Source organism: Winogradskyella helgolandensis (assembly GCF_013404085.1).
In the GTDB taxonomy this organism is placed as follows: Bacteria; Bacteroidota; Bacteroidia; order Flavobacteriales; family Flavobacteriaceae; genus Winogradskyella; species Winogradskyella helgolandensis.
In genome coordinates this window covers 2,017,087-2,034,532 of sequence record NZ_JABFHO010000001.1, presented here as the reverse complement: position 1 = coordinate 2,034,532, position 17,446 = coordinate 2,017,087, and the positions used below count along the sequence as shown (strand labels likewise).

Genomic DNA, 17,446 nt, shown 5'->3' with positions numbered 1-17,446 from the left:
AAAAAACTACAGCCGATATCGTATATAAATTATCAGCTTAATTCAATTTTAACCTATAGCATTACTTCGGACAAGACATATGAAAAGACAGCTACCAATTTTAATGCTAATTCTGATAGTTTCTTGTAAACAAAAGGAAATCCAAAAAGCGGAATCGATTGAAGTAAAACCAACGATGGAATTAAAAGCTGTACCGAAAAAACAGATTGAGGAAATTGTAATACCTGAACAGTATTTTGAAAATGATAGCTTATTAACTGAATTGGAATCTGATTTAGAAAAAATCGCCTTAAATCCAAAGTTTGACTTAAAAGTAGAACCCAATAGTAATACGCACGACGAATCAGTTACTGACACCATTAAGACACTGACTTTTGACAAGACCAAAATTTATTCTTATCGAGCAACAAACTGGGAATCAATTTACTCGGCTAAAATAGAGAATTCAGATTTTGAGTTTTTAGACTCTATTTTTGTGGGAATAAAAAAAGAAAAACTTGAGAATCGCATTAAAACGGAATTTAAAACTGATTTATTAAAAATTGGAAATTTAGAACAAACATCTGTTTTCATTTTTAAATTTGAAAACGGAAAACTAAAATTCATAGAATATCAAGGTTACGTAGATTAAAAAAACGTTTGCTAATATCGCATAAAAAAATAATCCTTAGTTTAGTTCGTCATTAGATGTACGTACATTATTACTATATGCAACCCTTGACAATAATTTTAAAAATATCTGTAACAAATAATAGATTTGAAATACAAATCATTAAAACACAAATGACATGAAAAAAATAACTAAAAGGAAAGCACTAATTTTATTATCAATCGGAATGTTTGTAATTGCTACTTCACAAGTATTTTCTTATTACTTTGAGTTACCTGATTTAGCGAAAGGTTCTTTTGTGGGAATTGGCATTGGATTATTACTTACGTCTTTGATTTTTGGAAATTTCAAAACTGCAAGCAGTTAGTATTGACTAAATAGAATCGAAAAAGCATTCATATGGCAAATTTTACAGTTTTGAAAAAGCATCATACGAATTGCAACTCAAAATCTGTTGCTCATATAAATTATCAGCTTAATTCAATTTTAACCTGTAGCCATATTTCAGGGCAAGACATTTTAGAATGGAGAAAACTTGGCAAGAAAAAAAGAAAACATTTAAAATTGGAACATTCGCGTTCTTGTTTTTAATAGTTATTACATTTATTCAAACACCTGAATATGAAAAAGAAAATCTGACATATAAAACGATTGAGCTTAACGAAGAACCAGAATTTCGAAAAAATTGTAATGGAAGAGGAAGTTGTAGTTATTCATTAGAATTAAATCCTAAGACTACTGATTTTAATATCTCTGGAATTGATTATAAATATTTAAAACATCGTCAATTTAAAAGAAATATTAAAATCGGCGATAAATTAACAATTGGAGTAATTGATGATATTATCCTAACTTTAAGTAAAAACGGCACTGAATATTTACAATTTAACAAGGCTCAATTTCATAAGCAACGAAATAGACTTTTTTCTAGATATTTATTCTCAACTGGATTTATGTTATGTTTAATACCATTGCTTTTCAACAAACAACCGAAAATAAAATCAGATGGCATTGAGAGCGAAATTAATTTTGGTTGGATTTTAGGAGTTGGATTAGCAATTTGTTTGTTGATTTTAATATCAACAATTGGATTGAATTTTATATCTGGTGGAGAATTTGCTGAATAAAAACGACCTACAATACCGGTTATTATTAATTGCCTTGTTCTTTCTACTTGTAAAAGTTTGCTAAATTAGTTGCATAACCGCACAGATCACCTGTATAAATACTTGCCAACAAGCTGACCAAAATACTCTGAATTGAAAATAAAACAGAATTATTTAAAAGGAAAATCCGTTTTCATAGTTTCATTACTCGTAATCGGAATTACAATTCTGACTGTTTATCTGACAGGAATTAACTTCAACCGAAGTCTGACTTCTAACCTCTATTTGTCTCTCGGAATTATAGCTACCACTCTTTTTCTATTTATGACTTACGGGCTGTATAAAGGAATTGGACTGATTGATAATTTTCCTAAATTTCGGAATTTTAAACGAGGCGACATAATGGGAAATATTTCACCTACTTTTGATACGCCTTCAATTGAGGTTGGAGACGGAATTGGAGGACTGATTTTATCAGTTTTACTGTGGATTGGAATGACGATTTTGATAATTTTATTGCTAATTGTTTTGGAGGCTATTTTCTGGTTTTCACTCTTTATAATTTTAGCAATGCTATATTGGATTTTTTTCAGAGCACTAAAATTCGTTTTCAACAAATCAAAGGACACAAAAGGAGATATTGGTGTTTCAGCAGTTTATTCGTTGGCTTATACGCTACTTTATGTTGGTTGGGTTTTCGGAATTGTTTATCTGACTGAAATAATGAAATAAAGCTAGTTGACAACAGTGTACTGAGTAAAAAAATCAATTACAATCTTATTAATTTTTAACTAGCATTTTAGTGTTTTTCAATCCGAATCTACCAAAAATAGATTAGTGACCTATATGCTATAACATTTGAAATACAACACGCTATAATTAAAAAAAAACAATGAATAAACTAAGAGAACAAACGGACGCTAAAATTGCTATGGGACGAAAAAACAATCCTGATTTTATGAAAGGGGTTGATGATATTATTCGTAAAGCAAAGGAGTTTCAACAAGGAAAAAACGCAATTAAAATTGGAGAAAAAGCACCAAATTTTAAGTTGCCTAACCCACAGGAAAAATTAATATCATTATCTACTTTTCTCAACGAAGGTCCTGTTGTTATCACATTTTATCGTGGTAGTTGGTGCCCATATTGCAATTTGCAACTTAGAGCCTTGCAAGCAAAATTAAACGACATAAAGACATTAGGTGCCACATTAATTGCCATTAGCCCTGAACATCCGGATGGGTCATTGACAAAAGATGAAATTAGTAAAATGGATTTTATCGTATTATCTGATCAAGATGCTAAAGTTGCCTCACAATATGGTGTTGCTTGGGAAGTTCCAGAATTTCTGATGGAACATATGCGAGTAGATCGTAATCTCGATTTGAAAAAAATCAATAATGGAAATGATACTATACTACCTATTCCAGCCACTTTTATAATTGGAAGTGATGGAATCGTTAAATGGAGCTATGTTAATGTTGATTATAGAACACGTTCTGAACCTGATGAGATTATTGAAGCTTTGAAAAACTTATCTTAGAAACCTTCAGTAGAACACAAAAAAACACAACAAAACTCATCTTGAATTTTTGGACAAAACCTATAAGTAAAGGTGAGTTTTTATTTAAAACAATTAAACCTCATTGGAACTGTTTGTCTTTATTAAGAAACCAAACACGTAAACTCGTACATTTCAATGCGAAATTATTTTGTTTTAAATTCCTAGGTGACTAAAGCTTATTAAATGGATTTGTATCTCGGTTTTTAAAACCATGTATAGAGCTACTTAACAGTAATAAAGCTGCACTTATAAATGCAACATACATTATAGTTTCATTCATTAATAAATTAGCATTACCTATACCAATCAAAGCCCAAGCACCAACAAGAGCAAACTCTCTCATATTGCGTCTCCATGTTATCATTAAATTTATAACAACTGCAATTACAATTAATATAACAGTCCAAGTGACCTCAGATAATCCAAAACCATCCCAACCTATTTTCACTAAATACGTTGACACATTAGCAATACTCGCTACCGTTACCCAACCAGAATATATCACGAAAGGCCACCAAACAAAAGCAATAATGGGTAATGGTTTATCATCTAACTCCATTCTGTTGTTAAATACCACCTTTAATAATGAAAAAAGAAGAAGGAATATAAAAACACAAGACAGAGCCGTATATTCATAAATCCATGCAAACACCCAAAGCGAATTAAATAAACAAGACAGCATAAACCACCAACCCGTTTTTAAAACAAAATCATCATTTTTAACTTTTATAAACAGACTTCTTCCTTGGTAAATCGCAAACCCTAAAAGCATTACATAAATCAATCCCCAAATCGCAAATGTATAACCTGCCGGTGTAAACAAAGATCTATAACTATTAGATACCTCACCAATTGTTGTATTATTTAAGAGCCCTGTATTAGAAAGATAATTGACAATGATAGTAGAAATCAATGCGATACCATTGCCTATTTGTAGACCTTTTTTCATTCTTAATATTTTTAACTAATTTAAGCACAGTCCTAAAAACGACTTGTCTTATTTGTGATATTATTTAACTTTAATGAGATTAATAAATACTATCTTTTTCGTCCTAATTTGATTATTACATTATCAAATTTGGTTCTATAATTCTACATTTTTGAATTTAAGACGAATTTTTTTTAACTATAAAGATACTGCAATACAGGATTTAAAATATTAACATATAGAACTTATTTAGGTAAATTTCAGTAAGTTTAAAAGCTTAAATTAACTAATAATTTTAAAACTTGTAACATGAAGGCACTATTCTGTTTTTTACTCGTATTTCCATTAACACTCTTAGCTCAAGAACTAACCAATTCAGAAAAATTTTGGAAACAATTAGAAACACATTGTGGTAAAGCTTACGAAGGCGTCATTACAGAAGGTGGAAAAGAAGGAGATGGCTTTACAGGTAAAAAATTAGTGATGCATGTGCGTTCTTGCGAAACTGACGATATTAGAATTCCATTTTTTGTTGGTGAGGACAAATCGCGTACTTGGGTCTTAAAAATGAATGACGAAAAAATAATTAGTCTTAAGCACGATCATCGTCATGAAGATGGAACAGAAGAAGAATTAACACAATATGGTGGTGTAAGTTCTAACCATGGTTTAGCAAATCTCCAAATGTTCCCTGCCGATGCTCATACTTCAGAAATATTACCAGCCACCTCTACTAACATTTGGTGGTTTACAATAGATGAAACAAGCCTGACTTATAATCTACGTCGTCTTGGAACAGATCGTTTATTTACTGTTCGTTTCGACTTAACTAAAACTATTGAAACACCAGATGCTCCTTGGGGAACTGAGGATTAATTCATAATTACTTTAAGCGTTTATAACGCAAACAAACCAGTTAAAATTCCGGTTAAATTACAATAATGGCTAAAAAACAAAAAAAATCATATAACATCTCTTTATTACAGCTTTTTAAAAAATTATTTAGCTACATAAAACCTTATAAGCATTTAGTCGTAGCCACTTTAGTTTTAACCCTTATTGGCGCTTTTCTCGCACAAGTAAATGCACTCATATTACGATATGCTGTAGATGAACTTACCGTCATTAAAGATGAAAATAAAACCTTACAAGATGGCTTTACACTTTTAATAACGATTAGCGTTATTTTATTATCTAAAGAATTGATTTATGCGATAGTTCAATTTGGTCAAAAGTTTTATGGCGAAAAGATGAAAATCTATATTTCTCGCGATTTTGCGCAACAAGTCGTCGATAAAATACTAACCTATAAAATGGCTTTTTATAGCTCATCAGAAAATGAAAGTGGCAAATTACAAACCCGAATAGATCTCGGAGTATCAAGTCTGACGCAATTGGTTAAGAATTTCTTTATCGATATTTTACCTTTATTTACAACAGCTATTATAGCGTTGGTTTTTATGTTTCAAGCTAATTTATATGTCGGATTAGTGAGTCTGGGAATTATCCCTTTATTTTTCTACATCAGTAGTTTACAAGCTAAAAAACTAAAAGGATTTAGACGTACCATGAGAGGTTATAGAGAGTCTAGAAATAATGGTATTATTGATTTAATTAATTCTATAACAGTTATCAAATCGTTTACTAGAGAGCATTTAGAAAGCAAAAAACACGAGGTCATTCAATTAGACATGACAGAAAACCAAATGAAAACTCGACAATTAAGTTTTTTATTCGATGGAGTTAAAACCTTTACTGAGCAATTTGGAGTTGTTATAATCATAGTTTTAACGGCTTACTTTGTATTAAACGGAACCATGAGTATTGGCGCCATTATGTTTCATATTTTATTGTTTAATAATGTATCTGCACCTATTCGTCAATTACACAGAATCTATGACGAAGTCAATGATGCTTTAATTTATTCCGAAGCATTTTTTGACATTATGGAAGCGGATGAAACCGAATTTAGTGGCACCTATATTCCGGAAAAAGTCATTGGAAATTTTGAACTAAAAAATGTTGATTTTGCCTACCCAAATGGCACAAAAGCATTGTTCGATGTATCAATGGTCATAAAGCCAAATACCATTAATGCTATGGTTGGTTTAAGTGGAGCTGGGAAAAGTACCGTAGTTAACCTTTTGGATAAGTTTTACGAACCGTCTTCAGGTACCATTCTTTTAGATGGTGTGGATTTACAAGAGTATGACACCCTATGGTTGCGTGATAATATCGGATTAGTTTTACAGAAAAACCACATATTTAATGGTACTATAGAAGAGAACATCCTATATGGAAAAGAGAATGCTACACACGAAGAAGTTGTTGAAGCAGCCATAAAAGCACATATACACGAGCAAATTATCGAACTCCCTGAAGGTTACAACTCCAAAGCAACTTTACTTTCTGGAGGACAAAAACAACGGGTTTCGATTGCGCGCTTATTTTTAAAAAATCCACCAATTATTTTCCTTGATGAACCTACAGCAAGTTTAGATGCCATTGCAACGCAACAAATTAAAAAGAGTTTAGATTCTATAAAAAAAGGGAGAACTGTAATCATCATATCCCATAGTATTTCTCAAATTATAGATGCTGAAAACGTCATCGTTTTAGAGAAAGGAAAAGTTATGGAAGAAGGTACTCATGAAGAATTATATGATAACGAAGGTGCTTATCACGATATTTTTAATGCCATGGCTAACAGTCTAAATATTGAAAAAATTACAGATACGATGAATGAATAATCTGTTTACAAAAAAAAGATAATCTTCTGATTTAACACATGATTTACAGTTAAAAGCGAATCATGTTAATATAAAAACCAAGTATGAACTACATTCACTCTAAAATCTATTATTTTAGATTTCAATTATTAGTACCTTATAGACAATACTTAAGAAAAGACTAACACCAAAAACACCTCTTTAGTTTCATAAAGAGGTGTTTTATTAAAATACGAATATCTATTTTTCTATTTATAGTTCTTTTTTAAGGTCTTCAATAGTTTTAGCCATTACAACACCTGGTAGTTTTATTGGCGCTGCAACTTCCGCTAAAAATGTTCCTTTAACTTCACCTGTTTTGTAAGTTGTGAAACCAATACGGTATAAACCAGCAGTTAACGCTTTTGTAGGGCTACCCACTTCACTCTTATATCTTAATAAAGAATTGTAGCTACTTCCACTAGGTTGCTTTGGCATTTCGCTATTATCATCATTACTAGCAAGGGTTGTCCAAGTAGCATTTTTAGCAGCTTCTTCAGTAATACCTTCTTTTGTAAAAATAGTAGATCGCTCTAAAGTAATGTAGGTATCAAAATAATCGCTTGAAGATGCATTTTCTGTATACTCCTCAGAAGTAATAGCATCTTTAACCTTCGTTTTAGCTACTGGCGATAACATTCTCACTCCAAGTTCTGGTGCTACAGCAGGAACCCATAAATAAATATAATAGAATTTTTTACCATCTACGATTTCATCTTCGTTTCCTGCAGAGGCATATCCTAAATACGATATCACATCTGTGTAAGGCACTTTAATAGTTTTTGGTCCCACTTTTTTCTCTACTGAACTTCCAAACTTTTTTAATTTTTGAGCTTCTGCGTTAAACACACAACAGAAAGCAAATACTGATAATACTACTAATTTAATTTTCATGATTTTTAAGTTTTTTTGATTATTTAAAGACATTCGTGATTTTATTATTTTAATTCGAAAGAGACGGTTACGGCATGACTTTGTGAGGTCGAAGTCCCGTAACTTTGGATATACTGTGCACTAGAATTTTGATCGACAATAGAAATAATTTCTCCAATAGATTTATTCAATTCTTTAGCTAAAGCGTTTGCTTTTTCTTTGGCATTATCTATTGCTTTTTTTGAAAGATCTACCAACTGTTCGTTGGTTAATTTCTTAGCTTCTACCTCTGTATTAACAACAGACATTCCTGCTGATTTTAACTTTGATAATTTTCGAACATCTTCCTTATTTGATGTTTTGAAGTGGTAATATTCCGATTCTCTATTTTGTGAATACGACATTGCAAACTCATAATATGTATTTCTAGTAAACTGGTTAAAATCGATTCCTGAAGCTTCTACTTTTTTGATGTAATTCTTTTTAACTTCATTCAAAGCGGTTACTTCTACTTCACCTTGTCCTTCATAAACAAGGACTTGTTGCAATGCGATTAGAACTATATAACTATCGTCATCAACTATTGTTTCTGTTTCACCAACTACAGTAATTGTGTTTTTGTGTTCTTGGGCTATTAATGGCACTGTAAATAACAATGCCATTAAAAAGATAATTTTTTTCATGTATTAATCTGATTTGAAATTTTTAGAAGAAAAGGATTGAAGCTAGGATCATCCATCCACCAACAAATACACCTACAATACCAAGCTTTCCTTGTTTTGGGGCTAGTTTCTCTCTAAGAACTACAGCTTTTTCTTTTGCAGCGTCATTTTTAGATAAAACGTATTTATTAATAAGGCTAAATCCTAACATAAATCCTAGAACAGCTTGTACAATACTTCCTGCTAATAATGTTACCCACCAGATAGGAAATGTTGTCAACCAGCCTAAGTTTAAAATGGAAAAAATAATACCCCAAACACCATAAAAACATAAAATAAGTCCGATCCAACCTTGATAAGGTTCTATTTTCTCTAACAACTCTTTTGCGTTAGGTTTTTTTGATAATAATAAAGAAGGTACTGCGATGATACTTAAAAAAATAAGTGTAATTCCGAAAGTCATAATTTTGTTTTTAATGGTTAAAAATTTGTTTGTTTTTGAAATAGAAACACGTTTCGTTTTTTATGATGTTTCTTATTTTCTTATGCAAATTTATACCAATAGCTACCTTGTTTTAACCCCATTTTAAGTGAAAACTAACACCCTGTAAACAGGGTAACAAAACATAAAAACCTGAAAATCAACATATTATTTATATCTTTAATTTAGACCTTCCAAATAAAATCACATTGGATATAAAACCTATTTAAGAATGTATTTATATTAAAATCCTAAAGGGCTAATACTTAGAAAACAAAACATAGTAACCATAAAAAAAAGCTCTATTAAAAAATAGAACCTTTGTATTACATTGATGATAATATATTGATGTTACGACGACACGTAACCTTTTTTAATAGCGTATTTGGTAAGTCCTGCTAGGTTTCTAACATTCAATTTAGTAATCAGGTTTTTCCGGTAGCTTTCAATCGTGTGCTTACTTAGAAACAGCTGATCTGCGATTTCTTGAGTGGTAAACTCTTCAGCAATAAGCGAGATGACTTCAACTTCTCGTTTCGTTAGTTTAACTTCCTTTTCTTTATTCTTTTCAAATTTATTTTGAAGATAGATATCTTTAATTTCCTTGGAGAAGTATTTCTCACCTCCTAAAATGGTTTCTATAGCTTTTAAGAATTCCTCTTTTTGTGCATTTTTTTGAAGATAGCCATCCACATTATTTTCAATAAGGCTATCTATGATTTCTGGTGTGTTGTGCATACTAACCACCAATGTCTTTATATTTCTATCCCTATTCTTTATCCACTTATTTAGAGTAATACCGTCCACTTCAGGCATTGTAACATCAGTAATTACGAGGTCTATTTTTTCTTCCGTATTTATAGAAATATACTTTTGAACATGGCCACCATGCTTTGCCGTAAATAGAATATTGTAATTGCTTTCTGTATTTAGAATACTTAATAAACCATCTAAAAACATTTTGTGATCGTCGGCTATAATGAGGTTATGCTTCATTTAATTATGCTTTTAATGGAATTTCTATATTAATGTTAGTCCCTCTGTTAGGTTTAGAATCGATATGCAATATACCGTTATACATTTCTACCCTATTCTTTATATTCGTTAAGCCTATGCCTAATGTAATCATCGATAAATCAAACCCAATACCATCATCTTCATAAACAAAAAACAAACATTCATTTAAAAAATCTAATTGTATATCTATGGTATTTGCTTTGGCGTACTTAAGCGTATTGGTAGTTAATTCTTGAAAAATTGAGAACAATTCGTTTTGTAATATCTTACTAAGGGGGTTGATTTTTTCCTCATCGTAAAAAGAAAGGTTAATGGTGATTTCACTTGCCTCTTCAACAGTATGAATGTATTCTTTAATTAGAAAAACAAAATCGTTCTCTCTAATTTTTTTAGGCAACAGGTTATGTGATAAATTTCGTACTTGCTCATAAGTATCATCTAACTGACTATAAATTAATTTTAATTTATCTGGCTGATTATAAAGCTGACTGAATTGTAATTTTATAGCGGCTAAATTGCCTCCAACACTATCGTGCATTTCTTGAGCGATTTTTTTTCGCTCTTGATCCTGACCTCTAACGGATGCTTTAATTAATTTTATTTCTTGATCTTTTTTTAATGAAATGACTTGCTGCTCGTTAATTTCTTTCTCTTTTAGATTAAGTAAACTCTGTGCTTGTAATTTTTGATAGTAGATGACTAAAAGTCCAACAATAGGAATTAATAGAATAAAAAAAGCAACGAGAACAGTATATTTAATGGTCTTCTCTCTATCTAGCTCTACAGCTTTTAACGCTTCTTTTTCTTTAAGTAATGCAATTTCGTTTTTACGTTTTTCAACACCATTTTGTAATTGTAAAACCTGATTTTCATTTTGTTTTGCAATTATAGCTTTTTGAAGTTTATACTTTTCTATATCTGCATCCTTGTTCTTAATATTTAAGCTCTTATTAAGATTTTCTATCTGTAAGACTTTTATCGTTTTTTCTTTTTCGAGCGTTTTAAATTTAACTTCTAAATTGTTAATCTCTTGTTGCCTTTGCGAATTCTCAATAGAATCTTTTATCTGGTAATAGTATTTTCCATAGTTATATGCACTGCGATGATCCCCTTTTCGAAGTGAGAGTTTTTCTAACATAAGATAGCTATTCATCTCAATATCTAAATTACCCAAATTGACAGATTTAATTAAGGTATTAGAAAAAATTAAAAGGGCTTCATTATTTCTTTCTTCATTAAATAACACAGTACCTATTTTACCTAAAATGATGAGTTCTAAATTATAAGATCTAGTGTCATTGCTTATATCTTTTGCTTCGTAGAAAGCCAAAAGTGCTTTATCTGTTTCTCCTTTACCTAAATAATTATCACCTATATTAATAATAACATTTACTAAGGCTTGTTTTTTATGAGTATCCTTCTCGCAAATAGCTTTTGCTTTCTGTAAATATGTATTAGATGTTTCGTATTGGGAAAGCGACGAATAAATAGAACCTAAATTGATGTAACTCCCCAAAATAAGTTCTTCATCATTAGAAAACTTAATACATTTTTCAAAAAGCTCTAAGGCCTCTTCCGTTTTACCAAGAGTAACATAAGTACTTGCCAACCCGTGTAAATGTGTATAATATAGGTTTGTTTCATTATGTTTTTCACTGAGTTCAGCTCCTTTGATATGCCACTTTTTACTTTCTTGATATAAGCCTTTGTTTTTATTATTTAAAGCCAATAACTGGTAAGATAATATGGTTAGCCTAACGCCTAAAGAGTCGTTAACATTCTTTTTACTATTTAGTGCTTGATGCGTATAATAAATAGAAGAATCTATAGCAACATATCTATTATGGTAGTAAGCCAATAATAAATTGGTATTGGTTATGGCGTTATTAGATTTAAAAGTGCGCAAAGATTTGTGAGCTTCCCGATATGCTTTGGTTTCAGAACCATTATTAAAATAGTAAAAAAGCTGATCTACTTTTTTGTCTTCACTTTCAACTACAGGAGTTGTTTGCGCCATACAAATTGAAGTATAGCCTACAAACAGAGAAATAAAAATGTATTGAAGCTTAAAAGACATGCGCAAATGTAGGAATAGAAAAGCTTATAATCACCCCCGAAAACAGGGATTTATAATTTTTTCAACTTGGTTTTAGAATGGTAGCATCTAAAGGACTTTACATCAAAATGTCATTGACGACAACCAAATAAATTCCGTGCAACACTTTGAAGGTAAACTAAAGCGAAGCCAACATACCCTCAAGCTTAACAATAATTGCTCCGTATAGTTTTCTTATTGGTTTTGTTAAACGTTTCGACTCAGTAAAGATTAAAATTTAGTAAGAGGTAAACCAAGAATATTCTGAGACTAGCTCTAATTTAATATCAATATATCAAATTATTATGAGTCATTTCTGAATAACCTTCAATAATTACATCAGGTTTAAGCAATTCTATTAAGTCCTTATTAAAAGCCTGATCCCTTAAGTGATACACAGTACGAAAATTCATCGCGTAAAATAATCGCTGCGATAGAACAAATGAGTCACTAAATATTAAAACTGTTTTATCACTTTTTGATTTAGAATTAGTGATTTTCATGGAGTTATATGGTAATCTTTTATCATTTGTCTCTTTCTTAAATTCGTAAGAAAATTTAGGGTAAAGAACAGGTCCCATATCTGTAATATCATAAGGATAATCCGCTAACTTAGCGATAATATCACCAGAAGTAATTAATTCATATATCAAAGTATAATCATCGAGTTTTGTTGGAGCATAAGCTTCTACATTAGTCCTCTCAAATAAACTTTGCATAACATGTTGATATGCAAAAAACCCTCCCAAATTATTCCAATGAGTATCTTTTTTTCTATAGATTGTTTTATAACTCTTTTTTTCTAAAGTTTTCTCAAAATCGATGATGTTAATTCCTTGTTCAAATAATCGCTTAGCTATCTGTTCTTTTCTAGAAATGGTATCTTTTATTGCAGAACGAAGCGCAAAAGGTAATTTATCTGGATAAATATCATATTTGCCGGGATAGTAGACTCTCAAATATTCAATCCCTTTTGATTTAGAATAATTTTGATGATCAATTATGCGGTCCTCAATAGTATCTAATAGGTTTTTTGATAAATATTTTCTTCTGAGATTATACAATGCTAAATCTGAGCCTTCCGAATACTTAAATAAATAGTCATCATCACCGACAGCAACCTGCTTCGTATTATTAGGTCCTAAAAATACTTTATCATTAATAAAACTATTCATATAAACCAACGAAGATTTGAAAGGAAACATTACATCCATGTATGATCTAATATCTTCTATTGAGTTTAATTTTCTATTTTCAGACGTCTCTTCATTATCCCAATGCATAAAAAAGATAACCATTGGTGTAAAGAGAATTAAAATAAAAACCCCATTAACAGATAATGCAGATGACTCATTATTTTTAGTTATTTTATCAAATACTTTAAAATATTTAACCAAAAAGACAATTAAAATACTTAAAACAAGTATTAATAGACCTAATGTTTTATACCTAATGTTTTCTTTTATAATATCTGAGAATGGTAAAAAATCAAGAACGATAACATTACCCTCGTTTTTTTGGAATACATACGCGCCATCTACAATTAAACAAGGAGAAGCTTCTAATAGGTAATCAGGAAGATTTTTTCTTTGAATTTTGAAATCAAAATATGGACTCACCAAATGAATATCAAAAATCTCTGCAGTTCTTTGTTTATCATTTACAAAATGAAGACTTATTCTATCATTTTTAAATTTCTTTGGCAACTCAAAGTTATAGAAATTATCTGTTGAATCATGTAATTGACTAAGTACTGTAACATCCTCTTTTATCTCTTTACGATCAAAAGAATATAAATTAATCCCTCCCTTAGTGTTTCGATCAGTAAAAACCTTAATAGAGGTAATTTGAGAAGAAAAAAGTAATGCAGCACTACTCAATAAGATTTGATAAATCAAAATTGATGCTATTACCCAAAGACAAAATTTAATAAATGAGTTACTTTTCATTAAAATCTAAAATAAATAAAAGGATTAAATGAATTAGACGCCATCTCAATGGTGCACAATATCATTAAAACACCAACATAAAATGGTAAAACAAATGCTTTATAATTTACAAAGAAAGTATTAGTATCCAGCTTTCTAAGAAGTATTCTTTTTATTGGTGTAGAAATAATGATCGCTAAAATTAAAACTAAAATAGATTTAGCATTTACATAATACAACGCATAATAATTTGTATTTTCAGAAGAATACCATATTAAATGTTTAATATATACAAGCGCATAACTTAAGTCTTCTGCTCTAAAAAACACCCAACCTATCATTACTACTAAAAGTAGATAAACCCTACTTAATACAGACTTTAAAGCTACATTCCTAATGGGGAAGTTACTCGATTTTTCAATCAAAATAAAAGCTCCATGCCATAAACCCCAAACAATAAAATTCCAACTTGCACCATGCCAAATACCTGTTAGCAAAAACACGCTTATGAGATTTAAATACGTTCTTCGTTCCCCCAATCTATTTCCCCCTAAAGGAATATATACATAATCTCTAAACCATGAAGAAAGCGATATATGCCACCTTCTCCAGAATTCTTGTATACTTTTTGAAATATAAGGATAATTAAAATTTTCTAAAAAATGAAATCCAAACATTCTACCTAGACCAATCGCCATGTCAGAATATCCTGAAAAATCAAAGTAAATTTGAAGCGTATAACAAATAATACCCAGCCATGCCATACTTAATGGCAACTCCTCCGCTGGCATATAAAAAGCAGTATCTGCTATTGAGGCTAATGTATTAGCTATCAGCAATTTTTTTGCTAACCCAGTAACAAAACGAAGTACTCCCGATTTAAAAAGTTCTGCACTTTCTGTTCGCGATGAAATTTCTTTAGCTATATCAGCATATCTTACTATTGGACCTGCGATAAGTTGTGGGAAAAGTGATATATATAAGCCGAGTTTAAAAGGATTCTTTTGATATAAACTAGGGACGCGATAGACATCAACTAAATAGGAAATACTTTGAAAAGTAAAAAACGAAATTCCGATTGGAAGATGGATATTCTCAATTTTAAATGCAAATTGATCAAAAATGAAATTAGTGTATTTAAAATAAATTAACGTTCCTAAATTTAAACCTATGGCTAAACCCAAGTAGAATTTACCACTTTTAGAGTGTCTATAACGATTAATTAATATACCTGCGATATAATTCACAATGATAGAACCAACCATTACCAACACTAGTTCTTCTTCACCAATAGCATAAAACGTTAAACTGACAATTAACAGAAAATAATTTCTCCAACTGGCTGGTAGCAATTTATTCAGTAATAAAACAAAGGGTAAAAAACAAAAAACAAACAGTAAGGAACTAAAAACCATACATTCTAATAATTGAGTAAAAAAATATCTTTAAAAGAATAAAGATTGTTATCAATATTGCAAAAAGCGAATATATTAAATTAAACTTTCTAATTTTCCATCTAAAAGAAAAAAGACTCAAGTGATTACTGATTTTGCACATACTAACAAAAGCAACCAGTCTAAAAAGTTTAAAAAAGCTAGAGGGAATAATTACTTACTACAGTGTAAAAGCAATATACGAACGAAGATACTCTATATGACAAAATTAGAGTTTCAGTAAATCAGTGTGGTAACTAAAGCGAAGCCAACAGACGCTCAACCTCAACAATAGTGGCTCCATAAAGTTTTCTGTTTGGTTTTGTTAAACGTTTCGACTCAGTAGAAATCTCATTTAGCAACTCCTTACCTTCTGAAGTTCTATTGTTTTCTACATAAAATTTAGCGAGTGCTAAACGTTCTGCATAATTTGAATAGGGTCTATCAATTTGTTTTAATTGCGCTTCTGCCTCTTCAATTTTACCCAATTCGCTTAAAGCTAGACCATAACAAAATTGCTGTTTAGAGCCTTTAAATTCCGGTTTATCTTTAATTTGCTCTGCCTGTTCAATAACGGCAACATAATCTCTCAATTGAAAATAGCACAATATCAAATTTTGCCTTGTATACAAATCATCTTGAACTGTATCTTCTAAAGTTTTCTTGTAATTTACAATAGCATTTGGAATATCTTTATTTTTAAAATACGCATCAGCTAACTCAATTCTGTTAGTGTATGTATCAATAAATTCTAACTTCTTCTCTAAGTCTTTTATCTTTTTAGTTGGATTAAGAACTGTTGTTATTTCTTCCTGAATTTTTCCTACATCACTCTTATTATACACCTGAGTAATAATGTAAATTAAAGAACCAATAGCAGGAATAAAAAATATAAGAAAATACCAATAGTAAGGTTTTCTGTTTTTATAAGCGTGATACAAACAGAACACCTGAACAATTATAAGTAAGTAATACATAATGAAAATTTAAGTGAATATAAACCTATTTTATCTCGTAAAAACTAATTCGTTTTCAGAAGATAATTCTTCACTAAAACCATAATTCTCATAATTGAATCCTTTAATATCATCTAAGGTTTTTGCATCTGTATCAATAATATATCTGCTCATTAATCCTCTTGCTAATTTTGCGAATATGGCGATGATTTTATACTTATCATTTTTAAATTCTTTAAAAGCCACATTTATTACAGGTACTTTTAAGGCTTTTGTATCTATGGCTTTAAAATACTCTTGACTCGCTAAATTCAGGAAAATTTCGTCATCCTCTAACTCGTCATTTAAGGCTTTTGTTACTTTCTTTTGCCAGAATTCATAAAGGTTTTTGTTTTTCCCAACTGGCATTTTAGTTCCCATTTCTAATCGGTAAGGTTGTATTAAATCTAAGGGTTTTAAAACACCATATAAGCCAGAAAGAATCCGAATGGTATCTTGAACTTTATCTAGTTTTTTAGTATCAATAGTATACGCATCCAACCCTCTATACACATCACCACTAAATGCATAAATAGCTGGCCTAGCATTGTCTTTTGTAAATGGTAATTCCCACTCTTGGTTACGCTCGTAATTTAATTGACTTAAATTATCTGAAATATGCATTAGTTCGGATAAGCTCTTGGCTGATTTCTTTTTTAATACTTTATTTAAGCGTTCTGCTTCGTCTAAAAAAACACCTTCTGTGATTTTAGAAGTTGGTAATTTAGTCTCGTAATCTAATGATTTTGCTGGTGATAGTACTAGTTTCATAATATTGCCCACAAACGTGGGTTCCTTTAAAATTAAATCAACATTCACAAAAGCAGATGTCTCATTAAAGGTTAAACAATTTTCTCTTTCAAATGTAAAAATACGATGTAATTAAAAGAGTTTCAAATATTAGTGAGAACTAATCTTGATAGTGATATAATGAATTCCTATTTAAGAATCTGAAATACCGAAAAGAGCACCATACAATTGGTTTC

The 17,446-nt window shown here is 30.4% G+C and carries 17 protein-coding genes; 7 read left to right on the top strand and 10 right to left on the bottom strand.

Annotation, left to right across the window (positions count from 1 at the left end; translation table 11 throughout):
* Positions 1-79 precede the first annotated feature (79 nt).
* The 5 genes from HM992_RS08310 (at position 80) to HM992_RS08290 (ending at position 3,259) form a co-directional block, all read left to right on the top strand.
* Positions 80-631: a hypothetical protein gene (locus HM992_RS08310; RefSeq protein ID WP_179319331.1), complete on the top strand. Its 552-nt coding sequence runs from the start codon at positions 80-82 to the stop codon at positions 629-631.
* A gap of 157 nt (positions 632-788) precedes the next feature.
* Positions 789-977, top strand: a complete 189-nt coding sequence (locus HM992_RS08305; RefSeq protein ID WP_178984543.1) for a hypothetical protein — start codon at positions 789-791, stop codon at positions 975-977.
* A gap of 157 nt (positions 978-1,134) precedes the next feature.
* Entirely contained in the window at positions 1,135-1,737 is a 603-nt protein-coding gene (locus HM992_RS08300) for a hypothetical protein (RefSeq protein WP_179319330.1), read from the top strand.
* A gap of 132 nt (positions 1,738-1,869) precedes the next feature.
* Entirely contained in the window at positions 1,870-2,448 is a 579-nt protein-coding gene (locus HM992_RS08295) for a hypothetical protein (protein WP_179319329.1), read from the top strand.
* 160 nt (positions 2,449-2,608) lie between these two features.
* Positions 2,609-3,259: a peroxiredoxin-like family protein gene (locus tag HM992_RS08290; protein ID WP_179319328.1), complete on the top strand. Its 651-nt coding sequence runs from the start codon at positions 2,609-2,611 to the stop codon at positions 3,257-3,259.
* 190 nt (positions 3,260-3,449) lie between these two features.
* Here HM992_RS08290 and HM992_RS08285 read toward each other — a convergent pair whose 3' ends face one another.
* Complete coding sequence (locus HM992_RS08285; RefSeq protein WP_179319327.1) at positions 3,450-4,229, bottom strand: tryptophan-rich sensory protein; 780 nt, start codon at positions 4,227-4,229, stop codon at positions 3,450-3,452.
* Positions 4,230-4,517: 288 nt separating this feature from the next.
* Between HM992_RS08285 and HM992_RS08280 the strand changes: the two genes are divergently transcribed.
* Positions 4,518-5,084 carry a hypothetical protein gene (locus HM992_RS08280; RefSeq protein WP_179319326.1) on the top strand — a complete coding sequence of 189 codons (567 nt, stop codon included), beginning with the start codon at positions 4,518-4,520 and terminating at the stop codon, positions 5,082-5,084.
* Positions 5,085-5,149: 65 nt separating this feature from the next.
* On the top strand, positions 5,150-6,958 hold the full coding sequence (locus HM992_RS08275) for an ABC transporter ATP-binding protein (RefSeq protein ID WP_195806607.1): 1,809 nt from the start codon (positions 5,150-5,152) through the stop codon (positions 6,956-6,958).
* A 231-nt stretch (positions 6,959-7,189) separates the two neighbouring features.
* Here the strand turns inward: HM992_RS08275 and HM992_RS08270 are convergent, their stop codons facing one another.
* The 9 genes from HM992_RS08270 to yaaA form a co-directional block, all read right to left on the bottom strand.
* Positions 7,190-7,870, bottom strand: a complete 681-nt coding sequence (locus HM992_RS08270) for a Lipl32 family lipoprotein (protein WP_179319325.1) — start codon at positions 7,868-7,870, stop codon at positions 7,190-7,192.
* Positions 7,871-7,914: 44 nt separating this feature from the next.
* Complete coding sequence (locus HM992_RS08265; protein ID WP_179319324.1) at positions 7,915-8,532, bottom strand: SIMPL domain-containing protein; 618 nt, start codon at positions 8,530-8,532, stop codon at positions 7,915-7,917.
* A 22-nt stretch (positions 8,533-8,554) separates the two neighbouring features.
* Positions 8,555-8,974, bottom strand: coding sequence for a hypothetical protein (locus tag HM992_RS08260; RefSeq protein WP_179319323.1), 420 nt, complete (start codon positions 8,972-8,974; stop codon positions 8,555-8,557).
* 369 nt (positions 8,975-9,343) lie between these two features.
* Entirely contained in the window at positions 9,344-9,988 is a 645-nt protein-coding gene (locus tag HM992_RS08255; RefSeq protein ID WP_178984534.1) for a response regulator transcription factor, read from the bottom strand.
* 4 nt (positions 9,989-9,992) lie between these two features.
* A complete protein-coding gene (locus HM992_RS08250) occupies positions 9,993-12,026 on the bottom strand; it encodes a tetratricopeptide repeat-containing sensor histidine kinase (protein ID WP_179319322.1) in 2,034 nt (677 codons plus the stop codon).
* A 365-nt stretch (positions 12,027-12,391) separates the two neighbouring features.
* Positions 12,392-14,053 (bottom strand): alginate O-acetyltransferase AlgX-related protein, encoded by a 1,662-nt coding sequence (locus tag HM992_RS08245; protein ID WP_179319321.1) that lies wholly within the window; start codon positions 14,051-14,053, stop codon positions 12,392-12,394.
* The gene (locus HM992_RS08240) at positions 14,053-15,384 is read right to left on the bottom strand and encodes an MBOAT family O-acyltransferase (RefSeq protein WP_229720466.1); all 1,332 of its coding nucleotides are present in this window, start codon (positions 15,382-15,384) and stop codon (positions 14,053-14,055) included. Before HM992_RS08240 ends, HM992_RS08245 begins: the two co-directional genes overlap by 1 nt.
* A 338-nt stretch (positions 15,385-15,722) precedes the next feature.
* On the bottom strand, positions 15,723-16,442 hold the full coding sequence (locus HM992_RS08235) for a hypothetical protein (RefSeq protein ID WP_179319319.1): 720 nt from the start codon (positions 16,440-16,442) through the stop codon (positions 15,723-15,725).
* A gap of 30 nt (positions 16,443-16,472) precedes the next feature.
* Positions 16,473-17,231, bottom strand: a complete 759-nt coding sequence (gene yaaA, locus HM992_RS08230) for a peroxide stress protein YaaA (protein WP_179319318.1) — start codon at positions 17,229-17,231, stop codon at positions 16,473-16,475.
* Positions 17,232-17,446: the final 215 nt, after the last annotated feature.

Excerpts from the sequence above, each read along its gene's own strand:
- HM992_RS08310 (WP_179319331.1), top strand. The coding sequence starts at position 80 with ATGAAAAGACAGCTACCAATTTTAATGCTAATTCTGATAGTTTCTTGT.
- HM992_RS08305 (WP_178984543.1), top strand. The coding sequence starts at position 789 with ATGAAAAAAATAACTAAAAGGAAAGCACTAATTTTATTATCAATCGGA.
- HM992_RS08300 (WP_179319330.1), top strand. The coding sequence starts at position 1,135 with ATGGAGAAAACTTGGCAAGAAAAAAAGAAAACATTTAAAATTGGAACA.
- HM992_RS08290 (WP_179319328.1), top strand. The coding sequence starts at position 2,609 with ATGAATAAACTAAGAGAACAAACGGACGCTAAAATTGCTATGGGACGA.
- HM992_RS08285 (WP_179319327.1), bottom strand. The coding sequence starts at position 4,229 with ATGAAAAAAGGTCTACAAATAGGCAATGGTATCGCATTGATTTCTACT.
- HM992_RS08280 (WP_179319326.1), top strand. The coding sequence starts at position 4,518 with ATGAAGGCACTATTCTGTTTTTTACTCGTATTTCCATTAACACTCTTA.
- HM992_RS08275 (WP_195806607.1), top strand. The coding sequence starts at position 5,150 with ATGGCTAAAAAACAAAAAAAATCATATAACATCTCTTTATTACAGCTT.
- HM992_RS08270 (WP_179319325.1), bottom strand. The coding sequence starts at position 7,870 with ATGAAAATTAAATTAGTAGTATTATCAGTATTTGCTTTCTGTTGTGTG.
- HM992_RS08265 (WP_179319324.1), bottom strand. The coding sequence starts at position 8,532 with ATGAAAAAAATTATCTTTTTAATGGCATTGTTATTTACAGTGCCATTA.
- HM992_RS08260 (WP_179319323.1), bottom strand. The coding sequence starts at position 8,974 with ATGACTTTCGGAATTACACTTATTTTTTTAAGTATCATCGCAGTACCT.
- HM992_RS08255 (WP_178984534.1), bottom strand. The coding sequence starts at position 9,988 with ATGAAGCATAACCTCATTATAGCCGACGATCACAAAATGTTTTTAGAT.
- HM992_RS08250 (WP_179319322.1), bottom strand. The coding sequence starts at position 12,026 with ATGGCGCAAACAACTCCTGTAGTTGAAAGTGAAGACAAAAAAGTAGAT.
- HM992_RS08245 (WP_179319321.1), bottom strand. The coding sequence starts at position 14,053 with ATGAAAAGTAACTCATTTATTAAATTTTGTCTTTGGGTAATAGCATCA.
- HM992_RS08235 (WP_179319319.1), bottom strand. The coding sequence starts at position 16,442 with ATGTATTACTTACTTATAATTGTTCAGGTGTTCTGTTTGTATCACGCT.
- yaaA (WP_179319318.1), bottom strand. The coding sequence starts at position 17,231 with ATGAAACTAGTACTATCACCAGCAAAATCATTAGATTACGAGACTAAA.